The 24529-nt window shown below is 73.5% G+C and carries 20 protein-coding genes; 14 read left to right on the top strand and 6 right to left on the bottom strand.

Translation table 11 applies throughout. The annotated features are described in order from the left end of the window. Positions 1–40: 40 nt before the first annotated feature. The 3 genes from D459_RS0117830 to D459_RS0117820 all read left to right on the top strand — a co-directional run bounded on the left by D459_RS0117830 (position 41) and on the right by D459_RS0117820 (position 4429). Complete coding sequence (locus D459_RS0117830; RefSeq protein WP_017594371.1) at positions 41–1387, top strand: MFS transporter; 1347 nt, start codon at positions 41–43, stop codon at positions 1385–1387. A gap of 62 nt (positions 1388–1449) precedes the next feature. Continuing rightward, positions 1450–2241, top strand: a complete 792-nt coding sequence (locus tag D459_RS0117825) for a DUF427 domain-containing protein (RefSeq protein WP_017594370.1) — start codon at positions 1450–1452, stop codon at positions 2239–2241. Between the two features lie 88 nt (positions 2242–2329). Then, a complete protein-coding gene (locus D459_RS0117820) occupies positions 2330–4429 on the top strand; it encodes an ATP-dependent DNA helicase (RefSeq protein WP_017594369.1) in 2100 nt (699 codons plus the stop codon). A 104-nt stretch (positions 4430–4533) separates the two neighbouring features. Here D459_RS0117820 and D459_RS0117815 read toward each other — a convergent pair whose 3' ends face one another. The 3 genes from D459_RS0117815 to D459_RS0117805 all read right to left on the bottom strand — a co-directional run bounded on the left by D459_RS0117815 (position 4534) and on the right by D459_RS0117805 (position 7057). After that, on the bottom strand, positions 4534–5061 hold the full coding sequence (locus D459_RS0117815; protein ID WP_026120498.1) for a DUF6315 family protein: 528 nt from the start codon (positions 5059–5061) through the stop codon (positions 4534–4536). A gap of 202 nt (positions 5062–5263) precedes the next feature. Continuing rightward, entirely contained in the window at positions 5264–6499 is a 1236-nt protein-coding gene (locus tag D459_RS32025) for an AI-2E family transporter (protein WP_020380238.1), read from the bottom strand. A 210-nt stretch (positions 6500–6709) separates the two neighbouring features. Further along, a complete protein-coding gene (locus D459_RS0117805; RefSeq protein WP_017594366.1) occupies positions 6710–7057 on the bottom strand; it encodes a hypothetical protein in 348 nt (115 codons plus the stop codon). Positions 7058–7217: 160 nt separating this feature from the next. On the opposite strand from D459_RS0117805, the gene D459_RS0117800 reads away from it, so the two are divergent. After that, on the top strand, positions 7218–8693 hold the full coding sequence (locus tag D459_RS0117800) for a hypothetical protein (RefSeq protein WP_026120497.1): 1476 nt from the start codon (positions 7218–7220) through the stop codon (positions 8691–8693). A 39-nt stretch (positions 8694–8732) separates the two neighbouring features. Here the strand turns inward: D459_RS0117800 and D459_RS0117795 are convergent, their stop codons facing one another. Continuing rightward, positions 8733–9506 (bottom strand): glutamate racemase, encoded by a 774-nt coding sequence (locus D459_RS0117795; RefSeq protein WP_081620606.1) that lies wholly within the window; start codon positions 9504–9506, stop codon positions 8733–8735. 227 nt (positions 9507–9733) lie between these two features. Between D459_RS0117795 and D459_RS0117790 the strand changes: the two genes are divergently transcribed. From D459_RS0117790 to D459_RS0117750, 9 genes are all read left to right on the top strand, one after another. Beyond that, entirely contained in the window at positions 9734–11173 is a 1440-nt protein-coding gene (locus D459_RS0117790) for an FAD-binding oxidoreductase (protein ID WP_017594363.1), read from the top strand. Positions 11174–11236: 63 nt separating this feature from the next. Next, positions 11237–12496: an SAM-dependent methyltransferase gene (locus D459_RS0117785; RefSeq protein ID WP_017594362.1), complete on the top strand. Its 1260-nt coding sequence runs from the start codon at positions 11237–11239 to the stop codon at positions 12494–12496. 134 nt (positions 12497–12630) lie between these two features. Further along, positions 12631–13113 (top strand): hypothetical protein, encoded by a 483-nt coding sequence (locus D459_RS0117780; protein ID WP_017594361.1) that lies wholly within the window; start codon positions 12631–12633, stop codon positions 13111–13113. A gap of 58 nt (positions 13114–13171) precedes the next feature. Continuing rightward, complete coding sequence (locus D459_RS0117775; protein WP_017594360.1) at positions 13172–14425, top strand: cytochrome P450; 1254 nt, start codon at positions 13172–13174, stop codon at positions 14423–14425. A gap of 245 nt (positions 14426–14670) precedes the next feature. Beyond that, positions 14671–16002 (top strand): sugar ABC transporter substrate-binding protein, encoded by a 1332-nt coding sequence (locus D459_RS0117770; protein ID WP_017594359.1) that lies wholly within the window; start codon positions 14671–14673, stop codon positions 16000–16002. Positions 16003–16087: 85 nt separating this feature from the next. Further along, positions 16088–16993: a carbohydrate ABC transporter permease gene (locus tag D459_RS0117765; RefSeq protein WP_169558464.1), complete on the top strand. Its 906-nt coding sequence runs from the start codon at positions 16088–16090 to the stop codon at positions 16991–16993. After that, positions 16990–17826, top strand: a complete 837-nt coding sequence (locus D459_RS0117760; RefSeq protein WP_017594357.1) for a carbohydrate ABC transporter permease — start codon at positions 16990–16992, stop codon at positions 17824–17826. The genes D459_RS0117765 and D459_RS0117760 overlap by 4 nt, the downstream gene beginning before the upstream one ends. After that, complete coding sequence (locus D459_RS0117755; protein WP_017594356.1) at positions 17826–18863, top strand: glycoside hydrolase family 3 N-terminal domain-containing protein; 1038 nt, start codon at positions 17826–17828, stop codon at positions 18861–18863. Before D459_RS0117760 ends, D459_RS0117755 begins: the two co-directional genes overlap by 1 nt. Positions 18864–19009: 146 nt before the next feature. Beyond that, a complete protein-coding gene (locus D459_RS0117750; RefSeq protein ID WP_017594355.1) occupies positions 19010–19285 on the top strand; it encodes a hypothetical protein in 276 nt (91 codons plus the stop codon). 124 nt (positions 19286–19409) lie between these two features. Here the strand turns inward: D459_RS0117750 and D459_RS0117745 are convergent, their stop codons facing one another. Continuing rightward, positions 19410–20951, bottom strand: a complete 1542-nt coding sequence (locus D459_RS0117745; RefSeq protein ID WP_017594354.1) for a long-chain-fatty-acid--CoA ligase — start codon at positions 20949–20951, stop codon at positions 19410–19412. A gap of 180 nt (positions 20952–21131) precedes the next feature. Beyond that, positions 21132–21572 carry a DUF6406 domain-containing protein gene (locus D459_RS0117740; RefSeq protein WP_017594353.1) on the bottom strand — a complete coding sequence of 147 codons (441 nt, stop codon included), beginning with the start codon at positions 21570–21572 and terminating at the stop codon, positions 21132–21134. 460 nt (positions 21573–22032) lie between these two features. Between D459_RS0117740 and leuS the strand changes: the two genes are divergently transcribed. Beyond that, positions 22033–24528, top strand: a complete 2496-nt coding sequence (leuS, locus tag D459_RS0117735; protein WP_026120494.1) for a leucine--tRNA ligase — start codon at positions 22033–22035, stop codon at positions 24526–24528. The last annotated feature ends 1 nt before the right edge of the window (position 24529 follow it).

The following is a 24529-nucleotide window of genomic DNA, read 5'->3' as shown; positions in this document are numbered from 1 at the left end:
CGAACACTGTTAGGAATGTCGGAGCGAGGAAGGGTCCCCCATGGCACTGCGCACCTCCGGACCGGCCGCGGCGGCCCGCGGCGAAGGGGTCCCCGGCTCCCCGCGGGCCTGGGTCATCGTCGGAATGCTCGTCATCCTGATGGGCCTCAACTACGCGGACAAGCTGGCGTTCGGCCTCGCGGCCAACCCGGTGATCGAGGAGTTCGGGCTCACCGCGACCGAGTACGGCTTCGCCAACAGCATCTTCTACGTGCCCTTCTTCATCGCCACCCTGGCCGTCGGCTTCTACGCGAACAGGGCCCCTGCCACCCGGCTGCTCGGCGTCATCGCGGTGCTGTGGGGCGTCGCCCAGATCTCCATGGTCTTCGCCGCCGGGCTCGGCATGATCCTCTTCTCCCGCCTCCTGCTCGGCGGCTCGGAGGGGCCCACCTACGGGCTGGTCAACCACGCCGCCTTCAAGTGGCTCCGAGAGGCCGACCGGAGCCTGGCCAGCTCGCTGCTGTCGGCCGGCGGCTCGCTCGGCGTCCTGATCGGCGCCCCGGTGCTGACCTGGCTGATCGTCGAGCACGGCTGGCGGGCGGCGTTCCTCGGGTCCGGGCTGGCCAGCATCGCCTGGTGCGCGGTGTGGCTGCTCATCGGCAGGGAGGGGCCGCTCACCGGCGCCACCGGCGCGGAGGAGGCGAAGCGGAGCGGGCCCGGGGCCGGTGCCGCCGGGCCGGAGCGGGCGGCGGCCTCCGGCGCGGAGCCCGGCTTCTGGCAGATCGTGCGCACCCCCACCTTCATCGCGGTCTCGCTGGCCGCGTTCGCCGCCAACTGGGGCATCTCGGTCAAGCTCGCCTTCATGCCGCTCTACGTGCAGAACGTGCTGGGCCTCACCGAGCACCAGACCAGCCTCTACCTGATGGCCAGCCAGCTCTTCACCGTGCTCTGCGTCTACATCGGGCTGGCCTTCCTGATCAAGGCGCTGATGGGCCGGGGCGTGAGCAGCAGGGGCGCGCGCGGCGTGCTCGGCGGGGTGTGCCTGCTGGCCGCCGGGGTCTCGCTGTTCGGGTTCGTGCTGCTGCCGCTGGTCCCGCTCAAGCTCGGGGTGAGCATCCTCGGCGCCCTCGGGCTGATCGCCTTCCCGGTGGGCAGCACCGTCATCGGGCAGATCGCCCCGACCGGCAAGCGCGCCGGGGTGCTGGGCGCCTACGCCGCGGTCTACGGCATCGCCGGCGTGATCGGCCCGCTGGTCACCGGGCTGTTCGCCGACGCCGGCGCCACCCAGGCGGCGGGCCTGGACACCGGGCTGATGTTCTGGGGCGGCCTCACCCTGGTCTGCGGCACGGTCGCGGTGGTCTTCACCCGCCCCGAGCGGGACGCCCGCAGGCTCGCCGCCGGCCGGTAGAGAAGAGGCCGGCCTGGGCATAACCACCGCCGACGGTCACGGCGATGACGGGGGAGACCGGGATGTCACTGACCTTCGGCGGCGGTCCGCTCAGCAGGAGCGCGCCCGCGACGGTGAACTACACCCTCTCGGCGCCGCGGCACGCGCTGTTCATGCAGCCGTTCCCGCGCCGGGTGCGGGCGGTGCTGGCCGGCACCGCCGTGCTCGACACGGTCCAGGGGCGGTTGCTGCACGAGACCGGTCTGATGCCGCAGCTCTACGTGCCCACCGAGGACCTGCGCGGCGGCAGCCTCACCCCCAGCGACCACACCACGCACTGCCCCTACAAGGGGGACGCGGCCTACTGGCACCTCACCGTCGGCGGGCGCACCGCGGAGAACGCGGTCTGGGCCTACCCCGACCCCAGGCCGGAGGCGTCCTGGCTGCGCGGCCTGTCCGCGCTCTACTGGGACGCCGCCGACTCCTGGTTCGACGAAGAGGAGGAGGTCCGCGCCCACCTGCGGGACCCCTACCACCGGGTGGACACCCGGCCGGCGAGCGTGCTGGTCCGGGTCCGCCACGGCGACCAGGTCGTCGCGCTGAGCGGGAACGCCAGGGTGCTCTCCGAGACCGGCCTGCCCAACCGCTACTACTTCCCGCCCGACGACGTCCGCACCGACCTGCTCGCGCCCAGCGGCACCGAGTACCACTGCCCGTACAAGGGCCGGGCGCGCTACTGGCACCTGCGCACCGGCGACCGGGACCTGGTCGACGCGGCCTGGAGCTTCACCGCCCCGCTCTCCGACGGCAGGGACGTGCGCGACCACTACTGCTTCCTCCACGACGAGCTGGAGATCACCACCGAGCCCAAGTGAAGGCCCGGCCGGGACGGGCGCGCGCGGCCGTCCACAGCCTCCGCGGAGCGGTCCCCGCGCGTCCCACGGGAGCGGTACTGTCGCATGCGTGCCTGAACTCCCCGATGTCGAGACCCTGCTGGACGCGGCCGTCACCGCCCTGGGCGGAGCCCGGCGCGAGGGCCAGGCGGAGATGGCCGCGGCCGTCGCCGGCGCCGTCGCCGCCCAGGAGCACCTCGTGGTGCAGGCCGGAACCGGAACCGGGAAGTCGCTGGCCTACCTGGTGCCGGCCATCCGCCACGCCTTCGCCGAGGAGACCACCGTCGTGGTCTCCACCGCCACCCTCGCGCTGCAGCGCCAGCTGATCGAGCGGGACCTGCCCCGGCTGGCCGCGGCGCTGGCGCCGATGCTCGGCCGGGAGCCGACCTTCGCGATCCTCAAGGGGCGCCGGAACTACCTGTGCCGGCAGAAGCTGAACGGCACCGGGGAGGCCGCCGAGGAGCCCGAGGCCGAGCTCTTCGACCCGCGCCGGCTCTCCGCGATGGGGCGCCAGGTGAAGCGGCTGCACGAGTGGGCGGAGGAGACCGAGAGCGGCGACCGGGACGACCTCGTCCCCGGCGTCGGCGACCTCGCCTGGCGCCAGGTGTCGGTGTCCGGGAACGAGTGCATCGGCGCCGCGGCCTGCCCCTTCGGCCAGGAGTGCTTCGCCGAGCTGGCTCGCGAGGCGGCCGGCGAGGCCGACATCGTGGTCACCAACCACGCCCTGCTCGCGATCGACGCCATGCAGGGCTACCACATCCTCCCGGAGCACCCGGTGCTGGTCGTGGACGAGGCCCACGAGCTGGTCGACCGGGTCACCTCGGTGGCCACCGCGGTGTTGGGCGACCGGGCCGTCTCGGCCGCGGCCAAGCGCGCCGCGCGCCTGGTCGAGCCGGACACCACCGAGCGGCTCGGCGAGGCCGCCGACGGGCTCGCCCTGATGGTCGCCGACCTGGACCCGGGCCGGCTGGACCACATCGACGAAGGGCTGGCCGGCGCGGTCGCGTCGGTCCGCGACACCGCGCACTCCTGCATCACCGCGGTCAAGGCGGTCAGCGCCGAGGGCGACGCGGACACCACCGCGGCCCGCCGCCGCACCCTGGCCGCCCTGGAGGAGGTGCACGACGCCGCGGTCCGGCTGCTGGAGTCCTTCGAGCCGCCGCTGCGCGACCGGACCTCGGTGGTCTGGCTGGCCAAGGGGCCGCACACCGCGCCCGCGCTGCACGTCGCCCCGCTCGGCGTCGGCGGGCTGCTCCGGGAGAAGCTCTTCGGCGACCGCACCACCGTGCTCACCTCGGCCACCCTCGCCCTGGGCGGGGGCTTCGGCGCGCTGGCCGCGCAGTGGGGCCTGGGCCGGCGGACCGACACCGAGCCCCCCGGCGCGGACGGTGCGGACGGCCCGAACGGCGGCGGGGAGGCCGCGGACGGGGCGGAGCGGCGCGGCGACGCCGACACCGCGGCGGGCGAGCCGCGCTGGCGCGGGCTGGACGTCGGCTCCCCCTTCGACCACCGGCGCAGCGGCATCCTCTACGTGGCCCGGCACCTGCCGCCGCCCGGCCGGGACGGGCTGGACGAGCGGTACCTGAAGGAGATCGAGGAGCTGATCGGGGCGGCCGGCGGGCGCACCCTGGGGCTGTTCTCCTCGATGCGGGCCGCCTCCGCCGCGGCGGAGGAGATGCGCGAGCGGCTGGACGTCCCGGTCCTGTGCCAGGGGGAGGACTCCACCGGGCAGCTGGTGGAGCGGTTCGCCGCGGACGAGCAGAGCTGCCTGTTCGGCACCCTCTCGCTCTGGCAGGGGGTGGACGTGCCCGGGCCGTCGCTGCAGCTGGTCATCGTCGACCGGATCCCCTTCCCGCGGCCGGACGACCCGCTGGCCTCGGCGCGGCAGCGCTCCATCGGCGCGCACGGCGGCAACGGCTTCATGGCGGTGGCGGCCACGCACGCCGCGCTGCTGCTGGCCCAGGGGACCGGGCGGCTGCTGCGCTCCACCGCCGACCGGGGCGTGATCGCGGTGCTCGACCCGCGGCTGGCCACCGCCAGGTACGGCGGCTTCCTCCGCTCCTCGCTGCCGCCCTACTGGGAGACCGGCGACCCGGAGGTGGCCCGGGGTGCGCTCCGCCGCCTCGACGCCCTCGCCGCGGAGCGCGAGCCCGCCGCGGCGGCCGGCTGACGGCCGGGCCCGCCTCTCCCCGATGATCTCGACGCTGCGGGGGCAGCAGAGCGCTCTGCTGCCCCCGCAGCGTCGAGATCATCGCCCTGGGGGGTCTCCCGCCACTAGCGGCGCAGGCGGTAGCCGAAGAGCCGTACCGCGTACCCGGGCGACTCCTCGTCCTCGCCCGGCTGGAACTGCCAGCGGTCGTCGTGCTCGCCGGTGGTCAGCTCGTTCCAGACCAGGTCGATCAGTTTCAGCCGGGCGACCACCGAGGCGGCCGGGTCCAGGACCACCGAGTAGGAGCGGTCCGCGAGCCGCTGGGTCACCATCCCGACCGGCTGGCCGTCCCAGACGGCCGGCACCGGGGCGTGCCCGATCTCGACGTCGCAGAGACGGAGCTGCTGGATCTCCTCCTCCAAGGCCTCCCCGGCCATCGCGTCGTCCAGCTTCAGGGCCTCTTCGAGCTCGTCGCGGTCGGCGTCGTCGCGCAGGTAGGCGTGGTAGGTGCGATGGCCGCAGACGCGGCAGAGGCGCCGGACGACGCACCGGGCCAGGCCGTAGGCGGACTGCGCCTCGCCGGTGCCCTGGTAGTCGCTCACCTGGCGGCTCTGGCCGCATTCGCAGCACAAGGCCGTGAGATCCCGCTTCATTCCTCAGTCCCCCTCCCAGGGGAGTATGCGATGGAAGCGGCGGGTAAGGGAACCGCCCGGCTCGGGGAGATGCTTCAAACTTGTGCCGATCAATGGCCAAAAAGCCGCGTATTACCCGAATCGCACCAGACGATCCGCGCCTTCCGGCGCCGCTGTGAGATAGCTTGCCCTCCACCCGGGCCCGGGCGCCAGAGCCGGAGACTCACGCGCCCTCCGCGGCCTTCCCGGCCCGCTCCGCCGCCCCGCCGTCCGCGGCCTTCCCGGAGCCGCCGGGCTCCGCCGCCGTCCGGTCGGCGGGGGCCGGCTCCGCACCGTCCGCCCCGTCCGCACCGGCCTCCCCGGCGGCCCGCCGCTCCTCCTCGGTCCCTTCGAGCAGCGGGTGCTCGGCCACCTCGTAGCGCTTGATGTACACGCTGAGGAACGCCTGCAGGCTGGCGCCGGCGGGCAGCGCGAGCAGCGCGCCCGGGGCGCCCAGCACCGCGGCCCCGGCCAGCACCGCGCCGAACGCCACGGCCGGGTGCATGTCCAGCGTCCGGGCGGTGATCCGCGGCTGCAGCACGTAGTTCTCGAACTGCTGGTAGACGGTGATGAACACGAGCATCCACAGCGCCGGGAACGGGCCGCCGATCAGCGCCACCACCACCGGGAGCGCCCCGCCGATGTAGGTGCCGACGGTCGGGATGAACTGGGAGAGCACGCCGACCCACAGCGCCAGCGCGAACGCGTAGTCCACGTCCAGCACGACCAGCGCCGCGAAGTGGGCGGCGGTGGAGATCAGCGCGAGCAGCGCGCGGGAGTAGATGTAGCCGCCGGTCTTGTCGATCGCGATCTCCCAGGCCCGCAGCACCTCGCTCTGCGTGCGGGGCGGCAGCACCGAGCAGATGGTGCGCCGGAACCGGGGCCCGTCGGCGGTCAGGTAGAAGGTGAACAGCGCCACCGTCAGCCCGTTGAAGAGCAGCAGGAGCAGCGCCGTCCCGGCGCCCCAGGCGTTCTCCGCCGCGCTGGAGGCCCACTGGTTGAGCTGGCCGCTCACGTCGGTCAGCTCGGCGAGCAGGATCTCCGGCTGGAAATCGGCGTTGAAGGTGCTGTTGACCCAGCTCAGCAGGGCCCGGCTCATCGCCGGGATCTGCGCGGCGAACTCCAGCACCTGGCCGACCAGCATCGAGCCGAGCACTGAGACGAACACCGCGAGCACGCCCAGCGCGGCCAGCATCACCGCGCCGGTGGCCACCCCGCGCGGCCAGCGGTGCCGGTGCAGCCAGTTGACCGCGGGCTCCAGTGCCAGGGCGAGGAAGAGCGAGATGAGCAGCAGCACCAGCAGGCCGCGCAGCTGGAAGAAGAGCCATCCGGCGACGGCGAAGCCGATGACGGTCCACACCGCGAGCATCATCGCGCGCGGCAGCCACGACGGCATGCCGGTCTTGTCAGGCTGGGTCATGGGTGCGTTGGCGCGGGGACTCCCGCCCTGCGGGCGGAAGGCGGCGCTTCCTCCTCGTCTCTCGGATCGCCCGGCCGTGCCGAGAGCGGCCGGGCCGTCGGGCCCGCGTCCGGTTCCGGGGCCCGCCCCGGCCGGCCGCGCGGCGGAGGCCGCCCTGCCCGCCCCCGCCGCGAACCCGCGGAGAGGAGCGGTCGTCCGCGCCCGGAGGCCTCAGTCGTCCAGGGAGAGCCCGCGCTTGTTCCGAGCGGTCCACTCGCGCATCCGCTTGGGATAGCCGACGACCAGGACATCGTAGACGGGAACCGCCAGCTTCCGCGCCACCTTGCGGATCACCTCGGGGGACCCGACCCGGCGCCGGGTCCACTCGCCGTCGTGCGCGACGCCCACGGCGGTGGTCCCGGTGGCGAACGTCTCCGGTTCGACGTAGAACTCCACGCCCGTCCTGGACCGGGCGAAATCGATCAGCGCCTTCACATCGGAGTCCTCGGCCGGGCGGTCGAAGCGGGCCTTGCCCCGCCGCCGCGCCCTGCGGAGTCCGAACCGGTCTCGCCATCCCATGTGCGTCGTGCTCCCGTCCACGCGGTACCCGGGTTCTGTGCTCGGCCCTTGCAGAGGAGTCTATCCGCCCGAAGCGACAGGACTTTTCGCATTTCCCGCACGTCGGAGTGACCGCACTGCTACGTTCGGTGCCCGATAGGGGCGAGGGGGGTTGCTTGTCGTGACTCTGTGGACGTGGGTGGCCGAGACGGCGCGGCGCTTCCGCGAAGAGGAGCGTCCGGAGCTGGCCGACGCGGTGGTGCGGCTGCCGCTGCTGGCCGCCGAAGGGGAGACCGAGCGGATCCGCGCGGTGCTGCCGTCGGCCCTGCGCGCGCTGCGCGAGGCCGACGGCTTCCTCCCGGTGTGGCTGGAGGGCTACTACCGGCACTGGCCGCTGGCCGCGCGGGTCGGCCACCGCGGGGAGGGGACCGCGGCGCTCGCCGCCGCCGAGGAGGCGCTGGTCGCCGCGCACGGCGAGGCCGAGGACGCCGACGACGCGGCGGCCTCCTGCGGCCCGGCGTCGTGCGCCGCGCAGAACGTGCTGGACTGCTACGCCAACATCGACGGCCCCGGCCGCACCGCGGACCGGACCGCGCTGCTCGCCGAGGCCATGGCGCACTCAGTCCCGGGCCACCCGGCCTGGGAGGCGCTGGTCGTCGCGCACGCCGACATGCTCATCGACGACGAGCGCCCCGAGGAGGCCGTCCGCGAGCTGGACCTGCGCGCCGCGGAGATCCGCGAGGCCGGGGCCGAGGTCGGCATGGAGTACGGCTTCGCCTACGTGCGCGCGCTGCGCTACCAGGACCGCCACACCGACGCGCTGCTCGTGCTGGAGCGGCTGGAGGAGGGGGCGCTGGCCTCGGTTCCGGCCGGGACGGCGCGCACCGCCGCGGCCCGGCGGCTCCGGTTCGAGCGCGCCCGGCTGCTGGCCTGGCTCTCCCGGGCCGGGCTGAAGCCGGCCGAGGAGGCGGCGGCCGCACTGCCCGACGTCACCGAGGCCGACGCCCACCCGCTGCTCCGCAAGGCCTGGGCGGACGCGGCCGAGGACCTCGCCGCCCAGGGCGCGCTGGCCAACGACTGGAAGACCGGGGTGGCCCTGACCACCTGGTCCCGCTACGCCGAGCGGGTCGGCGCGGACCGCCGGTGCGCGCAGCTCTCGCTGGCCGCGGCCCGGCTGGCGGCCGCGCGCGGCGCCCGCTGGGTGGGGGAGAGCGCGCTGGGCCGGGCCCGGCGCGCGCTGGGGCGCATCCGCCGCTCCGACGAGCTCGCCGCCGACCTGGACGAGGCCCGCGGCCTGGTGCTCGGCCTGCCCCCGGTGGTCCTCCCGGTCGGCGCCGCCGACCTCGTCGCCGAGCTGCGCAGGGAGTCGAGGGAGACGGTCGACCCCGAGCGCCAGGCCGACCTGGTCGTCGCGGCCCGCGCCGAGCGCCCGGACGACTCCGTCCTGCTCAGCGCCCTCGGGCAGGTGGGGCGGACGCTCAAGCTCGGCGACACCGCCGCCGAACCGCAGTGGTCCCGGGTCCGCCGCGCCCCCGGCGACCAGCGCGCCGCGCTCTCCCTGCTGGAGACCCTGCTGCAGGACAACGACACCGCCGGGGTGCGGGTCCTGGTCCGCACGCTCACCGAGGCGGCGCTCACCCCGTCCACCCCGAACTGACCCGCCGGGGGGACCGCCGGGAGTGGCGAGGGAGCTGGCTCAGGCGGGCAGCGCGGGCTCGGCCAGTACCTCGCCGGCGGGGTAGGCCAGGGCGGCCTTGGGCAGGTCGGCCGGGCGGCCGCTGGCCAGGACCCGGACCGTGCCGGTGCGCCGGGCCCCGGGGTCCGGCTCCGCGCCGATCCGGCGCAGGGCCTGGGCGGCGACCGCCTGCGCCGCGGTGAACAGCGCGGGGCCGCCGCCGAGCGCCGCGGAGATCTCCGCGTCCACCAGGTCGTAGTGGGTGCAGCCGAGGACCACGCCGCGCACCCCGGCCGGGGTGCGCTCGGCGGCGTAGGCCACCGCGGAGGCGATCGCCCCGGGGTCGGCCGACTCCACCGCCTCGGCCAGCCCGAGGCAGGCCACCGCGGCGACCTCGCCGCCCGGGGCGAACCGGTCGATCAGGTCCTGCTGGTAGCGGCTGGCGGTGGTGGCCCGGGTGGCCCACACCGCGATCGGGGCGCCGTTCTCGGCGGCCGGCTTGATCGGCGGGACCGTCCCGATCACCGGGGTGCCCGGTTCGAACTCGGCGCGCAGCGCCACCAGGCCGTTCACCGACGCGGTGTTGCACGGCACCACGATCGCGTCGGGTTCCAGCGCGGCGGCGGCGCGGGCTCCGGCCAGCACCCGGCCGATGATGTCCTCGGGCGTCCGCGGCCCCCACGGCATGTGGTCGGGGTCCATGGACAGGATCAGGTCGGCGTCCGGGCGGGCCGCGCGGAGCGCGGCGGCGGTGGACAGCATTCCGATACCGGAGTCGATGAGGGCTATGCGCACGTCACCCGATGATATGGCCTCCCCGCCCCGCCCGGCCCGGGTGCGACCCGCCGGGGCGGCCCGTGCCCCGGGGGCGATGCCGGGGGGGCGATGCTGGGCTTCGCGCCCTCGAATTGAAAGAGTGGCGAGCGGAACAGCGTAGGCGGAGCAGCCCTACCGACCGGTAGGCGTAGGGTTGCTCGGGGCCGTCCGTCGTCTATGGCGCCGCGCAGCGCCGGAGTGGGTGAGTGAACGTGCATCGTCAGCCTCCGCAGCGGGACTTCGCCGACCACGTCGCGGCCGTACAGCGACTGCGCAGGGACTTCGCCGCGCTGCCCGAGGGGGCGCCGGTCCGCCTGGCCAAACCGACCTCCAACCTGTTCCGGTTCCGCGGTTCCGACGACGGCCCCCGGCTGGACGTCTCCGCCTTCACCTCGGTGATCTCGGTGGACCCGGAGCGGCGGACCGCCGAGGTCGGCGGCATGACCACCTACGAGGACCTGGTCGCCGCCACCCTGCAGCACGGGCTGATGCCGCTGGTGGTGCCGCAGCTGCGCACCATCACCCTGGGCGGCGCCGTCACCGGCCTGGGCATCGAGTCCACCTCGTTCCGGAACGGGCTGCCGCACGAGTCGGTCCAGGAGATCGAGATCCTCACCGCCACCGGCGACACCGTGGTGGCCCGCCCGGACAACGAGCACGCCGAGCTGTTCCGCGGGTTCCCCAACTCCTACGGCACGCTCGGCTACAGCCTGCGGCTCCGCATCGAGCTGGAGCCGGTCGCGCCCTTCGTGCACCTGCGCCACCTGCGGTTCGCCGACGCGAAGGAGGCGATGGACGCCTTCTCCCGGATCTGCGCCGAGCGCGAGCACGAGGGCGAGCGGGCCGACTTCGTGGACGGGGTCGCCTTCGGTCCCGACGAGCTCTACCTGACCGTCGCCTCCTTCACCGACAGCGCGCCGTGGACCAGCGACTACGCCGGCAACGACATCTACTACACGTCGATCCCGCGCTACGCGGGCAGCGGCCCCGGCGACTACCTCACCACCGAGGACTACCTGTGGCGCTGGGACACCGACTGGTTCTGGTGCTCGCGGGCGTTCGGCGTGCAGAACCCGAGGATCCGGAGGTTCTGGCCGCGCTCGCTCAAGCGCTCCGACGTCTACCGCAGGCTGATCGCGCTGGACCGGCGGACCGACTTCAGCCGGCTGCTCAACCACTACCGGGGGCTGCCCCAGCAGGAGCCGGTCATCCAGGACATCGAGGTCGGGGTGGAGCGCGGCGCGGAGTTCCTGGAGTTCTTCCACTCCGAGATCGGGCTGTCGCCGATCTGGATGTGCCCGATGCGGCTGCGGGACCGGCCCGAGGGGGCGGCGGCGCCGGGCGCCGGGGAGGACGGCCCCGCCTGGCCGCTCTACCCGCTGGAGCGGGACCGGCTCTACGTGAACTTCGGGTTCTGGGGGATGGTGCCGATGACGCGCGGGCAGCGCCGGCACCACCACAACCGGCTGGTCGAGGAGGAGGTCTCCCGGCTGGGCGGGCATAAATCCCTCTACTCGGACGCCTATTACACCGAGGACGAGTTCTGGCGGCTCTACAACGGCGACGGCTACCGGGCGCTGAAGGACGCCTACGACCCCCAGGGGCGCCTTCTCGACCTCTACGCCAAATGCGTCAGCAGCAGGTGAGATGACACGCCGGCCCCGCTCCGGGGGAGTCGGGGCGACGTGCCGTGACGAAGAGGAGCGAACATGCGGCTTGCGGAGATCTTCGAACGCGTCGTGGGCACCGACGCGCCCGTAGCGTTCCGCGCCTATGACGGCAGCACGGCAGGCGATCCCGGCAGTGACGTGGCCATCGTGGTCCGCACCCCGGTGGCGCTCAACTACCTGGCCCAGTCGCCGGGGGCGCTGGGGCTCACCCGGGCCTACGTCTCCGGCCACATCGACCTCGAAGGCGACATGTACACCGCGCTCAAGCGGATGAGCGACGTCGTCTTCGCGGACCGCCCGGCGGTCTCCGCCCGGGAGCTGGCCGGGATCGTGCGGAGCATCGGCTGGGTCAAGTTCGTCAACCGGGTCGCCCCGCCGCCGCAGGAGATGACCCGCTCGCGCCTGTCCGGGCTGGGCTGGCGGCACAGCCGGAGCCGCGACGCGGAGGCCATCCACCACCACTACGACGTCTCCAACGCCTTCTACGAGCTGGTGCTCGGGCCGTCGATGACCTACACCTGCGCGGTGTTCCCCACCGCGGAGGCGTCCCTGGAGGAGGCCCAGTTCGCCAAGTACGAGCTGGTCTCCCGCAAGCTGGACCTGCGCTCCGGGATGCGGCTGCTGGACGTCGGCTGCGGCTGGGGCGGGATGGTGATGCACGCGGCCAGGGAGCACGGCGTCAAGGCGCTCGGCGTGACGCTCTCCAAGGAGCAGGCCGAGTGGGCGAGCAAGCGGATCGCCCAGGAGGGCCTGGGCGACCTGGCCGAGGTCCGGCACATGGACTACCGGGACCTCCCGGACGGCGCCTACGACCGGATCAGCTCCATCGGCCTGACCGAGCACATCGGCAAGAAGAACGTGCCGGACTACTTCGCCGCGCTGCACGCCAAGCTCAAGCCGGGCGGGCGGCTGCTCAACCACTGCATCACCCGGCCGCGCAACGACGAGCCGCCGATGAAGCCGGGCGGGGTGATCAACCGCTACGTCTTCCCCGACGGCGAGCTGGAGGGGCCGGGCTGGCTGCAGGCGAAGATGAACGACGCCGGCTTCGAGATCCGCCACCAGGAGAACCTCCGCGAGCACTACGCGCTCACCCTGCGCGAATGGTGCGCCAACCTGGACCGGAACTGGGACGCGGCGGTGCGCGAGGTCGGCGAGGGCACCGCCCGGGTGTGGCGGCTGTACATGGCCGGCTGCGTGCTGGGCTTCGAGAAGAACGTGGTGCAGCTCCACCAGATCCTCGGGGTGAAGCCGGACGGCACCGACGCGCGCATGCCGCTCCGCCCGTCCTTCTCCTGACCGCCTCCTCCCGACCGCGCCCCCGGCCGGTCCGCCCCGCGGAGAGCACCGCGGGGCGGACCGGCCGCGACACGTCGGGCGGCGCGGGCGGGCCCGGCACCGGGGAGGCGGGCCGGGTAGGGGATCATGGGGGCATGCCGGAAGAACCCCGAGACGACCGCCGGCGGGCCGCCGCGCTCGCCATCGAGATCATCGACGCCTACGTCCGCTCCGACCGGGACGCGCTGGCCGCGTCCGCCGCCCGGGCAGAGGAGGAGGGGGCCGTCGAGACGGTCACCTCGGAGCTGCGGGTCTTCACCGCCTTCCTGACCCGCCGGGTGCAGGAGACCGGTGTCGTCTACAAGCCGGCGGACTCGCGCGAGGCGGTGGCCGCGGCCGTCGCCGACATGCTCCCGCCCGAGCTGGAGTTCGCCGTGGTGACCGTCTGGGAGGCGTACTCGGTCGGCGAGGAGGAGGCCGCGGAGCGGCTCTCGCACGGCGACCCGATGGTGGCGGTGCACATGCTGGCCGCGTTCTGCGCGGCGGTCGGCCGGGCCGTCTACCGGCCCGCCGAGCTCATCTCCACGCTGCGGATCGCGGCCGGCGTCTCCGAAGGAGGCCCGGACCAGGACGCTTGACACAAGAGGGTGCTGTGTAAAGAGTGTGGGGTGAGACACGCCAGTCGGAAGGCCCCCCATGCTCTCCACACCGCCGGCCGAAGTGGCCGACATCGACCTGTCCGCGATGAAGTTCTGGAGCCGGCCGCCGAGCGAGCGCCACCGCGACTTCGCCCGGCTCCGCCGGCACGCCCCGGTGTTCTTCGCCGAGCCGGACATGGGCCCGGTGCCCGCCGGGCCCGGCTACTACGCGCTGGTCCGCCACGCCGACGTGGTCGAGGCCAGCCGCACCCCGCAGGTCTTCGCCTCCGAGCCGAGCGCCATCTCCATCCCGGACATGCCGCAGGAGTTCGCCGAGTACTTCGGGTCGATGATCAACATGGACGACCCGCGGCACGCGCGGCTGCGCCGGATCGTCTCCCGCGGCTTCACCCCCCGGATGCTCGCCAAGCTCGACGACGACGTCCACCGCGAGGCCGCGCTGATCGTGGACGGCCTGCTGGAGAAGGGGCCGTGCGACTTCGTCTCCGAGGCGGCGGCCCGGCTGCCGCTCAACATCATCTGCTCGATGATGGGCATCCCGGAGGACCGGCGGGAGACCGTCTTCGCCGACTCCAACATCGTCCTGGCCGGCAACGACCCGGACTACCTGGGCGAGGACGCCGACACCGCGGTGCGCCGGCTGCTGGAGGCCGGGGCGGAGCTCTCCGGGATCCTCGCCGAGCTGGCCGAGGAGCGCCGCCGGCGGCCCGCCGACGACCTCACCTCCGCCCTGGTGCACGCCAACATCGACGGCGAGCTCCTCACCGACCAGGAGCTCGGCTCCTTCTTCATCCTGCTGGCGGTGGCCGGCAACGAGACCACCCGGAACGGCATCAGCCACGCGCTCGAACTGCTCACCCTCCACCCCGCCCAGCGGGAGCTGTGGTGGTCGGACTTCGAGGCGCACGCCGGGACCGCGGTGGAGGAGGTCGTCCGGTACTCCTCGCCGGTGAACTGGATGCGCCGCACCGTCACCCGGGACCACGAGATGAACGGCGTGCACTACCGGGCCGGCGACAAGGTGCTGCTGATCTACCCCTCGGCCAACCGGGACGAGGCGGTCTTCGACCGGCCGGACGAGTTCGACGTCACCCGCTCGCCCAACCCGCACGTCGGCTTCGGCGGGCCCGGGCCGCACTTCTGCCTCGGCGCCCACCTCGCCCGGCGGGAGATCACCGTGATGCTGCGCGAGCTGCACCGGCGGGTGCCCGGGATCCACTCCACCGCCCCGCCGCAGCGGCTCCTCTCCTCTTTCGTCAACGGCGTCAAGTCGATGCCGTGCGCCTTCTGAGCCGGGTCCGGGGGAGGCCGGGGAAGGGGAAGGGAAAACGGGCGGTTCCGCGAGGCGTCCGCGGCCCGCGCCGGGTGCCGAATGTAACGTGATGCGCACAGTGGGTCCCGCCTGTGGGGCAGGTCATAACATCCGCGTTACTTGTCTTCACAGCACCCACCGGTGTGCGTAGTTTTTCTACAGAACCCCCGGGGGGCCCTGGACGCCCCGCATCCGCGGGGACGTTCCCGGATGGGAGGACGCCGATGGAGACGAAGAATCCCCAGCCCGCCACCGGACACCGCACCCGGAGAGGGAACCCCGCACGTACCGCGCGCCGGGCGCTGCCCGCGGCCGCCGCCGCGGCGGCGCTCGGCCTGGCCGCCACCGCATGCGGCGGAGGAGGCGGCGGCGGGGACGACGGCGCCCTCACCGTCTGGATCATGGAGGGCACCAACCCCGACGCCACCGAGTACTTCGAAGCGGTCGGCGAGCGCTTCGAAGAGGAGCACGGGATGCCGGTCGAGGTGGAGTTCGTCCCCTGGGCGGACGCGCACGACCGGTTCACCAAGGGCATGGCCGGCGGCACCCTGCCCGACGTCGCCGAGCTGGGCACCACCTTCACCCCCGAGTTCGCCGAGGTCGGCGCCCTGGTCGAGCTGACCGACCGGGTCGGCGACACCGGCGCCTACAACCCGGCCCTGGTCGAGGCCGGCACCTACGACGGCCAGGTCTACGGCATGCCCTGGTACGCCGGCATCCGCTCGATCATCTACCGCACCGACGTGTTCGAGGAGCTCGACCTGGAGGTCCCGGAGAACTGGGACGAGCTGCGCGAGACCGCCAAGACCATCGCCGAGGAGGGGGAGGACGACATGACCGCCTTCCCGGTCCCCGGCGCCGCCCCCTACTCGGTGATGCCGTTCATCTGGGGCGCCGGCGGCGGCATCGCCGAGCAGGACGGCGGGGAGTGGACCGGGACGCTCTCCTCCGACGAGTCGGTGGAGGGCCTGGAGTTCTACACCGACCTGGCGCTGGAGGACGGCGTCTCCAGCACCGGCGCCGCCACCTGGAAGGAGACCGACGTCCAGGACAACTTCGTGGACGGCAAGGTGGCGATGGCGATCTCCGGCAGCTGGACCCCGGCCGCCATCGCCGAGGCCGACCCGGAGCTGGCCGAGAACCTGGGCGCCTTCCCCATCCCCGGCCCGGACGGCGGGTACAGCCCCTCCTTCATGGGCGGCTCGCACCTGGGCATGTTCGCCGGCGGGAACGAGGACGCCGCCTGGTCCTACATCGAGCTGCTCACCGGCGACGAGTTCGCGCAGCGCTGGACCGAGGAGAGCACCTACTTCCCGGGCCGCCAGGACCAGATCGAGGCGCTCGCCGAGTCCGACGACCCGCTGGTCGCCCCGTTCGCCGTGCAGGCGCTGGAGGCCGGCGCCTCGGCCCCGGTCTCCCCGCAGTGGGGCCAGGTCGAGGGCAAGCAGGTCATCCCGGAGATGACCCAGTCGATCCTGAACGGCGACGCCACCGCGGAGGAGGCGGCGAAGAAGGCCGACGAAGAGATCGACGGCACCCTCAACCAGGAGTCGTGAGGGCCCGAGCAAGGTGAGTGAGACCGTGACCGCGGGGCGGCCGGCGCCGGCCGCCCCGCCGCCGCCCCCGAACCGCCGCCGGCGGATGTCCCTGCGCGCCCGCCGGCGCGCGCTGCCCTGGGCGCTGCTCGCGCCGGGCCTGCTGGTCATCGGCGGCCTGCTGCTCTACCCGCTGGGCCGGGTGCTGTGGCTGTCGGTGCAGGACTACGGCCTGCGCGAGCTGTTCCAGGGCGGGACGAACTTCGTCGGCGCCGCGAACTACACCGACCTGCTGAGCGACTCCTACCTGTGGCGGACCGCGCTGCCCAACACCGTGCTCTTCGCGGTGGTCGCGGTGGGGGCCACCGTCGTCTTCGGCACCCTGGTGGCGCTGCTGCTGGCCGCGCTGCGGCCGCTCGCCCGCACCATCGTGATCAGCTGCATCATGGTGGCCTGGGCGATGCCCGCGGTGTCCGGGACCTACGTGTGGGTGTGGATCTTCGACGTCGACCGGGGCATCGTCCGCCAGGGCCTGGAGGCGGTCGGGGCGCTCGGTCCCGAGGGGTTCAACTGGTTCGCCGACCGGCTGGCGTTCTACGCGATCGTCACGCTCAACATCGTCCACCACGGCTTCCCGTTCGTGGCGGTGACGGTGCTGGCCGGGCTGCTCACCGTGCCCAAGGAGCTGTACGAGGCCGCGGTGATCGACGGGGCCGGCGCCTGGCAGCGGTTCTGGAACGTCACGGTGCCCACCCTGCGCCCGGTCTTCGCGGTGGTCACCATCCTCTCCACCATCTGGGACTTCAAGGTCTTCGCCCAGGTCTTCCTGATGCCCGGGGGCGACGGGGCCAACCCGGCGATGCTCAACTTCGGCGTCTGGTCCTACCAGCAGGGCATCGTGCAGACCGCCTACGGGACCGGCGCGGCGATCGCGGTGCTGCTCACCGTGATGCTGCTCGCCGTCACCCTGGTCTACCTGCGCGCCCTGTTCCGCGAGGAGGAGATCCGATGAGGACCGGAACGCGCTCGCCCTGGGCCTCGGCGGGCATCTTCGCCGCGGTCGCCGGGCTGCTGGCGTTCACCCTGTTCCCGGCCTACTTCATGCTCTCCAGCGCGCTCGCGCCGAAGCGGACCGTGACCGGGACCGAGGTGCTGCTGCCCGACGAGGTCACCCTGGACAACTTCACCTACGTGCTGGGCGACGCGGGCTTCGTCCGCTACCTGGGCAACTCGCTGTTCATCGCGGTGGCCACCGTGCTCGGCAGCGCGCTGCTGGCGCTGCTCGCCGCGGTGGCGGTCTCCCGGTTCCGCTTCCGGTTCCGCACCACGGTGCTGGTGATGGTGCTGGTCGTGCAGATGGTCCCGCTGGAGGCGCTGGTCATCCCGCTGTTCCTGCAGGCCTCCTCGCTGGACATGCTCAACTCGCTGCTCGGCCTCTCCATCGTCTACGTGGCGCTCTCGCTGCCGTTCGCGATCTGGATGCTGCGCGGGTTCACCGCGGCGGTCCCGGTGGAGGTGGAGGAGGCCGCCTACATCGACGGCGCCTCCTGGGGCCGGATGTTCTGGTCGGTGCTGCTCCCGCTGGTGGCCCCGGGCCTGGTCGCCACCGGCATCTTCTCCTTCATCACCGCGTGGAACGAGTTCCTCATCGCGTACGCGTTCCTGGACATGGAGGAGTACTACACGGTGGCCGTGGGGCTGCGGCAGTTCGCCGGCCAGAACACCACCGACTGGGGCGCGATGATGGCGGCCTCCACCATCGTGACCATCCCGGTGATGGTGTTCTTCCTGTTCGTTCAGCGCGGGCTGGTCTCCGGCCTGGTACAAGGGGCGGTGAAGGGCTGATGGGCGCGGCGGAGCGGATCGAGCGGGCGGCCGCCTCGGTGCTGATGCCGGGGTTCCTGGGCACGGAGCCGCCGCCCTGGCTGGTCCGCGCCATCGAGGGCGGGCTGGGCTCGGTGCTGTACTTCGGGCAGAACTTCACCGGCGACACCGCCCGGCTCTCCGCGGAGCTGCACCGGCTCGCCCCCGGGCTGCTCATCGCCTCCGACGAGGAGGGCGGCGCGGTCAGCAGGCTGCACGCCGGAGGCACGCCGCCCTACCCGTCCCACGCCGAACTGGGCGCCGCCGACGACACCGGCCTCACCCGGGAGACGGCCCGCAGGCTCGGCGAGGAGCTCGCCGGGGTCGGGGTGGACGCCGCGCTCTCCCCGGTGGCCGACGTCAACTCCGACCCGCTCAACCCGGTGATCGGGGTGCGCGCCTTCGGCGACCGCCCGGACCTGGCCGCGCGGCACGGCGCCGCGTTCATCGAGGGCCTGCACCGGGCCGGGCGGGCGGCCGCGGCCAAGCACTTCCCCGGCCACGGCGACACCCGGACCGACTCGCACGCGGCGCTGCCGGTCATCGACATCGGCGCCGGCCTGCTCGCCGAGCGCGAGCTGGTGCCGTTCGCCGCGGCGGTGCGGGCCGGGGCGGACATGGTGATGGCCGGGCACATCGTCGTCCCCGCGGTGGACGACGCCCCGGCCAGCGTCTCGCCGCGCTGGTACGCGCTGCTCCGCGAGGAGCTCGGGTTCACCGGCGTCGCGATCACCGACGCCCTGGACATGAAGGGGCTCACCTGCTTCACCGGCGCCGCCGACCCGGTCGAGGGGGTGGCGCGCGGCGCGGTCGCCGCGCTCGCCGCCGGCGCCGACCTGCTCTGCCTGGGCAACCCGGTCACCGCGGGCGGCACCGGGGAGGAGGCCTACCGGGCGGCCCTGGAGGCGGTGGCCGCCGCGGTGGCCGCCGGGGAGGTGCCCGAGTCCCGGCTGGCGGAGGCCTCCGCCCGGGTCGCCGCGATGGCCGCCCGGGTGCGCGCCGAGCCCTCCGGGCGATGACCTCGGCGCCGCGGGGGCGCCGGAGCGCTCCGACACCCCCGCGGAATCGAGATCCTTGCAGGTCGGACGGGTCGGCGGAGTAAGGCGCCGATACCGGGGAAGCAGGGGAGGGACGGGAGCCGGGCGAGCGACCAGGGGGCGGTCGGGTGACGGAGGACGGCGCTGCGCAGAGCGGTCCGGCGGACGGGGGAGCCGCGGCCGGCCCGCTGCCGGACCACCCCATCGAGCCGGAGGCCCCGTGGCCGAAGAGCCCGACCGGGGTGCGGATCCGCTGCCACCGGTGCGGCGAGCCGCGGTTCTTCGCCGACCGGCACGCCGACCGGCCGGACGGGCGCGGCCCGGAGCCGCACTGCGGCGTGTGCGGCCGGCCCATCGAGTACCGCTGCACCGTATGCGGCGCGCGCTGGCGCCCGCTGCCCTGACCGGACCCTGCGGCGCCGCTCCCGGCGCCGCCGCCCCGACCGGCGCCGGGACGGCGGCGGCGCCGAGACCAGTGGGGGAGGGGCGCCCTCCGCCGAGGGGGCGGAGGACGCCGCCGGCGGCGGGTCAGCGCAGGTCGCGCTTGAGGATCTTGCCGGTCGCGGTCATCGGGAGCCGGTCGCGGAACTCGATCAGCCGCGGGTACTTGTAGCCGGCCAGCCGTTCCTTGGACCAGGAGAGGAGCTCCTCCTCGGTGACCTTCTCCCCCTCCTCGGGCACCACGTAGGCCTTGATCTCCTCGCCGTGGCTCTCGTGCGGGACGCCCACCACCGCGACCAGGCTCACCGCCGGGTGGGTCATCAGGACCTCCTCCAGCTCCCGGGGGTACACGTTGTAGCCGCCGCGGATGATCATGTCCTTGGACCGGTCGACGATGAAGTAGAAGCCCTCCTCGTCGCGGCGGGCGATGTCCCCGGTGCGGAACCAGCCGTCCTTGAGCACCTGGGCGTTGGCGTCGGGGCGCTCGTGGTAGCCCTTCATCACGCAGTGGCCGCGCACCGCGATCTCCGCCGGGCCCTCGCCCTCCACGTCGTTGAACTCCGCGTCGACCAGCTTCATCTCCACGCCCCAGATCGGCCGGCCGATGGAGCCGGGCTTCGCCTTGACCTTGGGGTTGTTGAAGGAGACCACCGGGGAGGTCTCGGACAGGCCGTAGCCCTCCAGGATCTCCACGCCCAGCCGCTCCTTGACGTTCCTGGCCAGCTCGGCGGGGAGCGCCGAGCCGCCGGAGACCGCGGTGTGCAGGTTCGCGGCGATCTTGGCGATGTCGTGCTCGCCCTTGGCGCCGAGCAGCCCCCAGTACATGGTCGGCACGCCGCCGAAGACGGTGACGCCCTCCTTCTCCATCAGGGCCAGCGCCTCGTCGCCGTCGAACCGCGGCTGCAGCACCATGGTGGCGTGCCGGTACAGCGCGGTGTTGAGCATCGTGGTCTGGCCGAAGATGTGGAAGAGCGGGAGCACGGTGAGGAACACGTCGTGCTCGGCGCTGCCGAACAGGTTGCTCGAGCAGACCGCGTTGTAGAGCAGGTTGTTGTGGCTGAGCTCGGCGCCCTTGGGGGCGCCGGTGGTGCCGCTGGTGTAGATGATCACGGCGGTGTCGTCGGCCTCGGTGCGCACCGACTCGAAGGTGCCGGGCTGCCCGTCCAGGGCGGCCCAGAACGTCTCGGCGCCCTCGATGGACGACTCCTTGGCGCCGGGGGAGGCCGGCAGGTCGATGTAGGTGGTACAGGTGTCCACCTCGCCGAAGGCGGCATGGGCGCGCTCGCCGAGCGGCAGGTCGGGGGTGCCGGTGAAGGCGAACAGCGCCTTGGCGCCGGAGTCGGTCAGGTGGTAGGCGATCTCGCGCGGGGTGAGCAGCACGTTGAGCGGGACGACCACCGCGCCCGCCTTGAGCGCGCCGAAGTAGACGAACGGGAAGTAGGGGACGTTCGGGCTGGCCAGCGCGACCTTGTCGCCGGGCTCGACACCGCGGGAGACCAGCAGGTTGGCGACCTGGTTGGCGATCATGTCGACCAGGGCGTAGTTCAGCCGCAGATCCCCGAAGACCAGGCATTCGCGTTCCGGAGTGGTCCGGGCGCCGTCTTCGAGCAGCACGGAAAGGTTCAGCATCGCGTCTCCCAGGGGTGCGAAGAGTGTTCCCGCTCACTTTCTACCGCACGGTAACCCTCGGGGCGGGTGCAGGGGTCCGGGAGGCGCGCCCCGCCGGGCGCGGCGGGGCGCACCGGGGCGGAGCCGGCCGCAGGCCGGAGCGCCTCCGGCAGGGCGGCCGCCGGGCGCGGCCCGCCCGGCTCACTCCCCGCCGTCCTCCCCGCCCCGGGTCAGGGTGGCGCTGCTCGGCTGGGAGGAGGAGCCGCTCAGCCCGATCTCCGACACCCGCCACGGCTCGCCGCCGATCTCCAGCTCCTCGCCGAGCCGCAGGGTGTGCTCGGCGGCCGAGCCCTCCTCCGGGGCGACGCTGATGTCCACCGAGGGCTCGTCCCCCTTCTCGTGCCCGGTGAGCCGGATCGTGACCATGCCGCCCGAGCCGTCCTCCATCGTGTAGGAGGCGCCCTCGGTGAGCCGGATGCGGTCCAGGCTCTGGCCGAGATCGGGCGCGGGAGAGCTCGACGACGCCGTGCCGCTCTCGGTCTCCGCCTCTCCTCCGCAGGCCGCGCCGGTGAGCGCGAGCACCGCCCCGAGCAGCGCGGTGGACAGGGCGCGGGCGGTGCGTGGACCGGGGGTGAAGGTCATGGGCTGCGGTCTCCAATTGTCGTCGGACCCCGGCACGGCGGCGCCCGGTCCGCGGACGACCGCTGGAAGGGTGGGCCACGCGCGCCGGCGGGGGCGGTACGGGGTGCCGCCCGCCGAGCATTCTTGCACCGCCGGGGGACCCGGGAGGCCCGCCCCCGCAACGCGGGCGGGCCGGTTCCGCGGGACCGGCGCCGGCCCCGCGGCGGGGGAGGGGCGCTCCGACCGGGGGCGGGGCGGCGGCCCGGCCCGGGGGCTCCGGGCCGGGACCCGCCTGGCGCGCCGTCGCCGCCGGTCCCGGCCCCGGACGAAGGGCGGCCGGGGGCCGGTGTCGCGCTAACCTGGATGCCTGGGAGACCCCGGCCGGAGGCGGCGCCCCGGTGCCGAGGGGCCGCGGGCGCGGGACGGCGCCCAGTCCGAGCGGTGCTCCCCCCAACGCGAACCGGTAGAGGGACGAACAGCGATGACAGCGGTAGAGGGAGAACAGGTGGCGAGCGACGTCTACGACGCCCGCGCCCTCCAGGAGAAGTGGCAGGCGCGCTGGGCGAAGGACAACCCCTTCGCCGCTTCGGAGGACCCGTCCGACGATCGGCCGCGCAGCTACGTGCTCGACATGTTCCCCTACCCCTCGGGCGACCTCCACATGGGGCACGCCGAGGCGTTCGCCATGGGCGACGTCGTCGCCCGCTACCGCTTCCAGCGCGGGGACAACGTCCTGCACCCGATCGGCTGGGACTCCTTCGGCCTGCCCGCGGAGAACGCCGCGATCAAGCGCGACTCGCACCCGGCCGAGTGGACCTACGCCAACATCGGGACCCAGGCGGAGTCCTTCAAGCGGTACGGGATCGCCTTCGACTGGTCGCGCCGGCTGCACACCAGCGACCCGGAGTACTACCGCTGGAACCAGTGGCTGTTCCTGCGCTTCTTCGAGCGCGACCTGGCCTACCGCAAGGACGGGCTGGTCAACTGGTGCCCCAAGGACCAGACCGTGCTCGCCAACGAGCAGGTGGTCAACGGCCGCTGCGAGCGGTGCGGCACCGACGTGGTGCGGCGCAGCCTCAACCAGTGGTACTTCCGCATCACCTCCTACGCCGACCGGCTGCTGGAGGACATGGAGCGGCTGGAGGGCAAGTGGCCCGAGCGGGTCCTGCTCATGCAGCGGAACTGGATCGGCCGCTCGCAGGGGGCCGACGTCCGGTTCGCGATCGAGGGCCGCGAGGAGCCGGTCACCGTCTTCACCACCCGCCCGGACACGCTGTACGGCGCCACCTTCTTCGTGGTCGCCGCGGACGCCCCGCTCGCCGACGAGCTGTGCGCGCCCGAGCAGCGCGAGGCGTTCGAGGCCTACAAGGCGCAGGTGGCCAAGCTCAGCGACATCGAGCGGCAGTCCACCGAGCGCGAGAAGACCGGCGTCTTCCTGGGCCGCTACGCGGTCAACCCGGTCAACGGCGAGCGCATCCCGGTCTGGGCCGCCGACTACGTGCTGGCCGACTACGGGCACGGCGCGATCATGGCCGTCCCCGCGCACGACCAGCGCGACCTGGACTTCGCGCTGAAGTTCGGGCTGCCGGTGCGCGAGGTGGTCGAGACCGGCGAGGGCGCCCCGGCCGAGACCGGCGTCGCCACCGCCGGCGAGGGCGTGCTGACCAACTCCGGCCCGCTGGACGGCCTGGCCAAGAGCGAGGCCATCCCGCGGATCACCGAGGTGCTGCGGGAGCGCGGCACCGGCGACGCCGCGGTCAACTACCGGCTGCGCGACTGGCTCCTGTCCCGCCAGCGGTTCTGGGGCACGCCGATCCCGATCGTGCACTGCCCGGACTGCGGCGAGGTGCCGGTCCCCGACGACCAGCTGCCGGTGACCCTCCCGGAGAACCTGCGCGGCGCCGACCTGGCGCCCAAGGGCATCTCCCCGCTGGCCGCCGCCGAGGAGTGGGTCAACGTGGACTGCCCGCGCTGCGGCGGGCCGGCCAAGCGGGACACCGACACCATGGACACCTTCGTCGACTCGTCCTGGTACTACCTGCGCTACTGCTCGCCGCAGACCGACACCGCCCCCTTCGACCAGGAGAAGGTGCGCAGGTGGGGGCCGATCGACCAGTACGTCGGCGGCGTCGAGCACGCCATCCTGCACCTGCTGTACAGCCGCTTCTTCACCAAGGTCCTGCACGACATGGGCATGGTGGACTTCACCGAGCCCTTCACCCGGCTGATGAACCAGGGCCAGGTCATCAACCAGGGCAAGGCGATGTCGAAGTCGCTGGGCAACGGCGTCGACCTGGGCGCCGAGATCGACGCCTACGGGGTGGACGCGGTCCGGCTGACCGTGGTGTTCGCCGGCCCGCCCGAGGACGACATCGACTGGGCCGACGTCTCCCCGGCCGCCTCGCTGAAGTTCCTCGGCCGCGCGTTCCGGGTGATGGTGCAGGCCGGCGAGGCCTCCGAGCCCTACACCGACCCGGCCGCCGGCGACCTGAACCTGCGCAAGGCCACCCACCGGGCGCTGGACAAGATCACCGCGGCGGTGGAGGAGCAGCGGTTCAACGTCGCCATCGCCCGGATCATGGAGCTGGTGACCGCCGCCCGCAAGGCCATCGACGGCGGCCCCGGCGCCGCCGACCCGGCGGTCCGCGAGGCGGCCGAGGTCATCGCGATCACCCTGTCCCTGGTGGCGCCGTACGTCGCCGAGGAGGGCTGGGAGCGGCTGGGCCGCACCGGATCGGTGGCGATCGGCAACTGGCGCACCCCCGACCCCGCCCTGCTGGTGCAGGAGGAGGTCACCGCGGTGGTCCAGGTGAACAGCAAGGTCCGGGACAAGCTCCAGGTCTCCCCGGAGATCACCGCCGAGGAGCTGGAGGCCCGGGCGCTGGCCTCGGAGAAGGCCCAGGGCTTCATCGGCGACAAGACGGTGCGCAAGGTGATCGTCCGGGCGCCCAAGCTGGTCAACATCGTGGTGGGCTGAT

Origin of the sequence: Nocardiopsis potens DSM 45234 (assembly GCF_000341105.1) — a bacterium.
Classification (GTDB): Bacteria; Actinomycetota; Actinomycetes; order Streptosporangiales; family Streptosporangiaceae; genus Nocardiopsis_A; species Nocardiopsis_A potens.
This window is presented reverse-complemented; position numbering and strand designations above follow the sequence as displayed.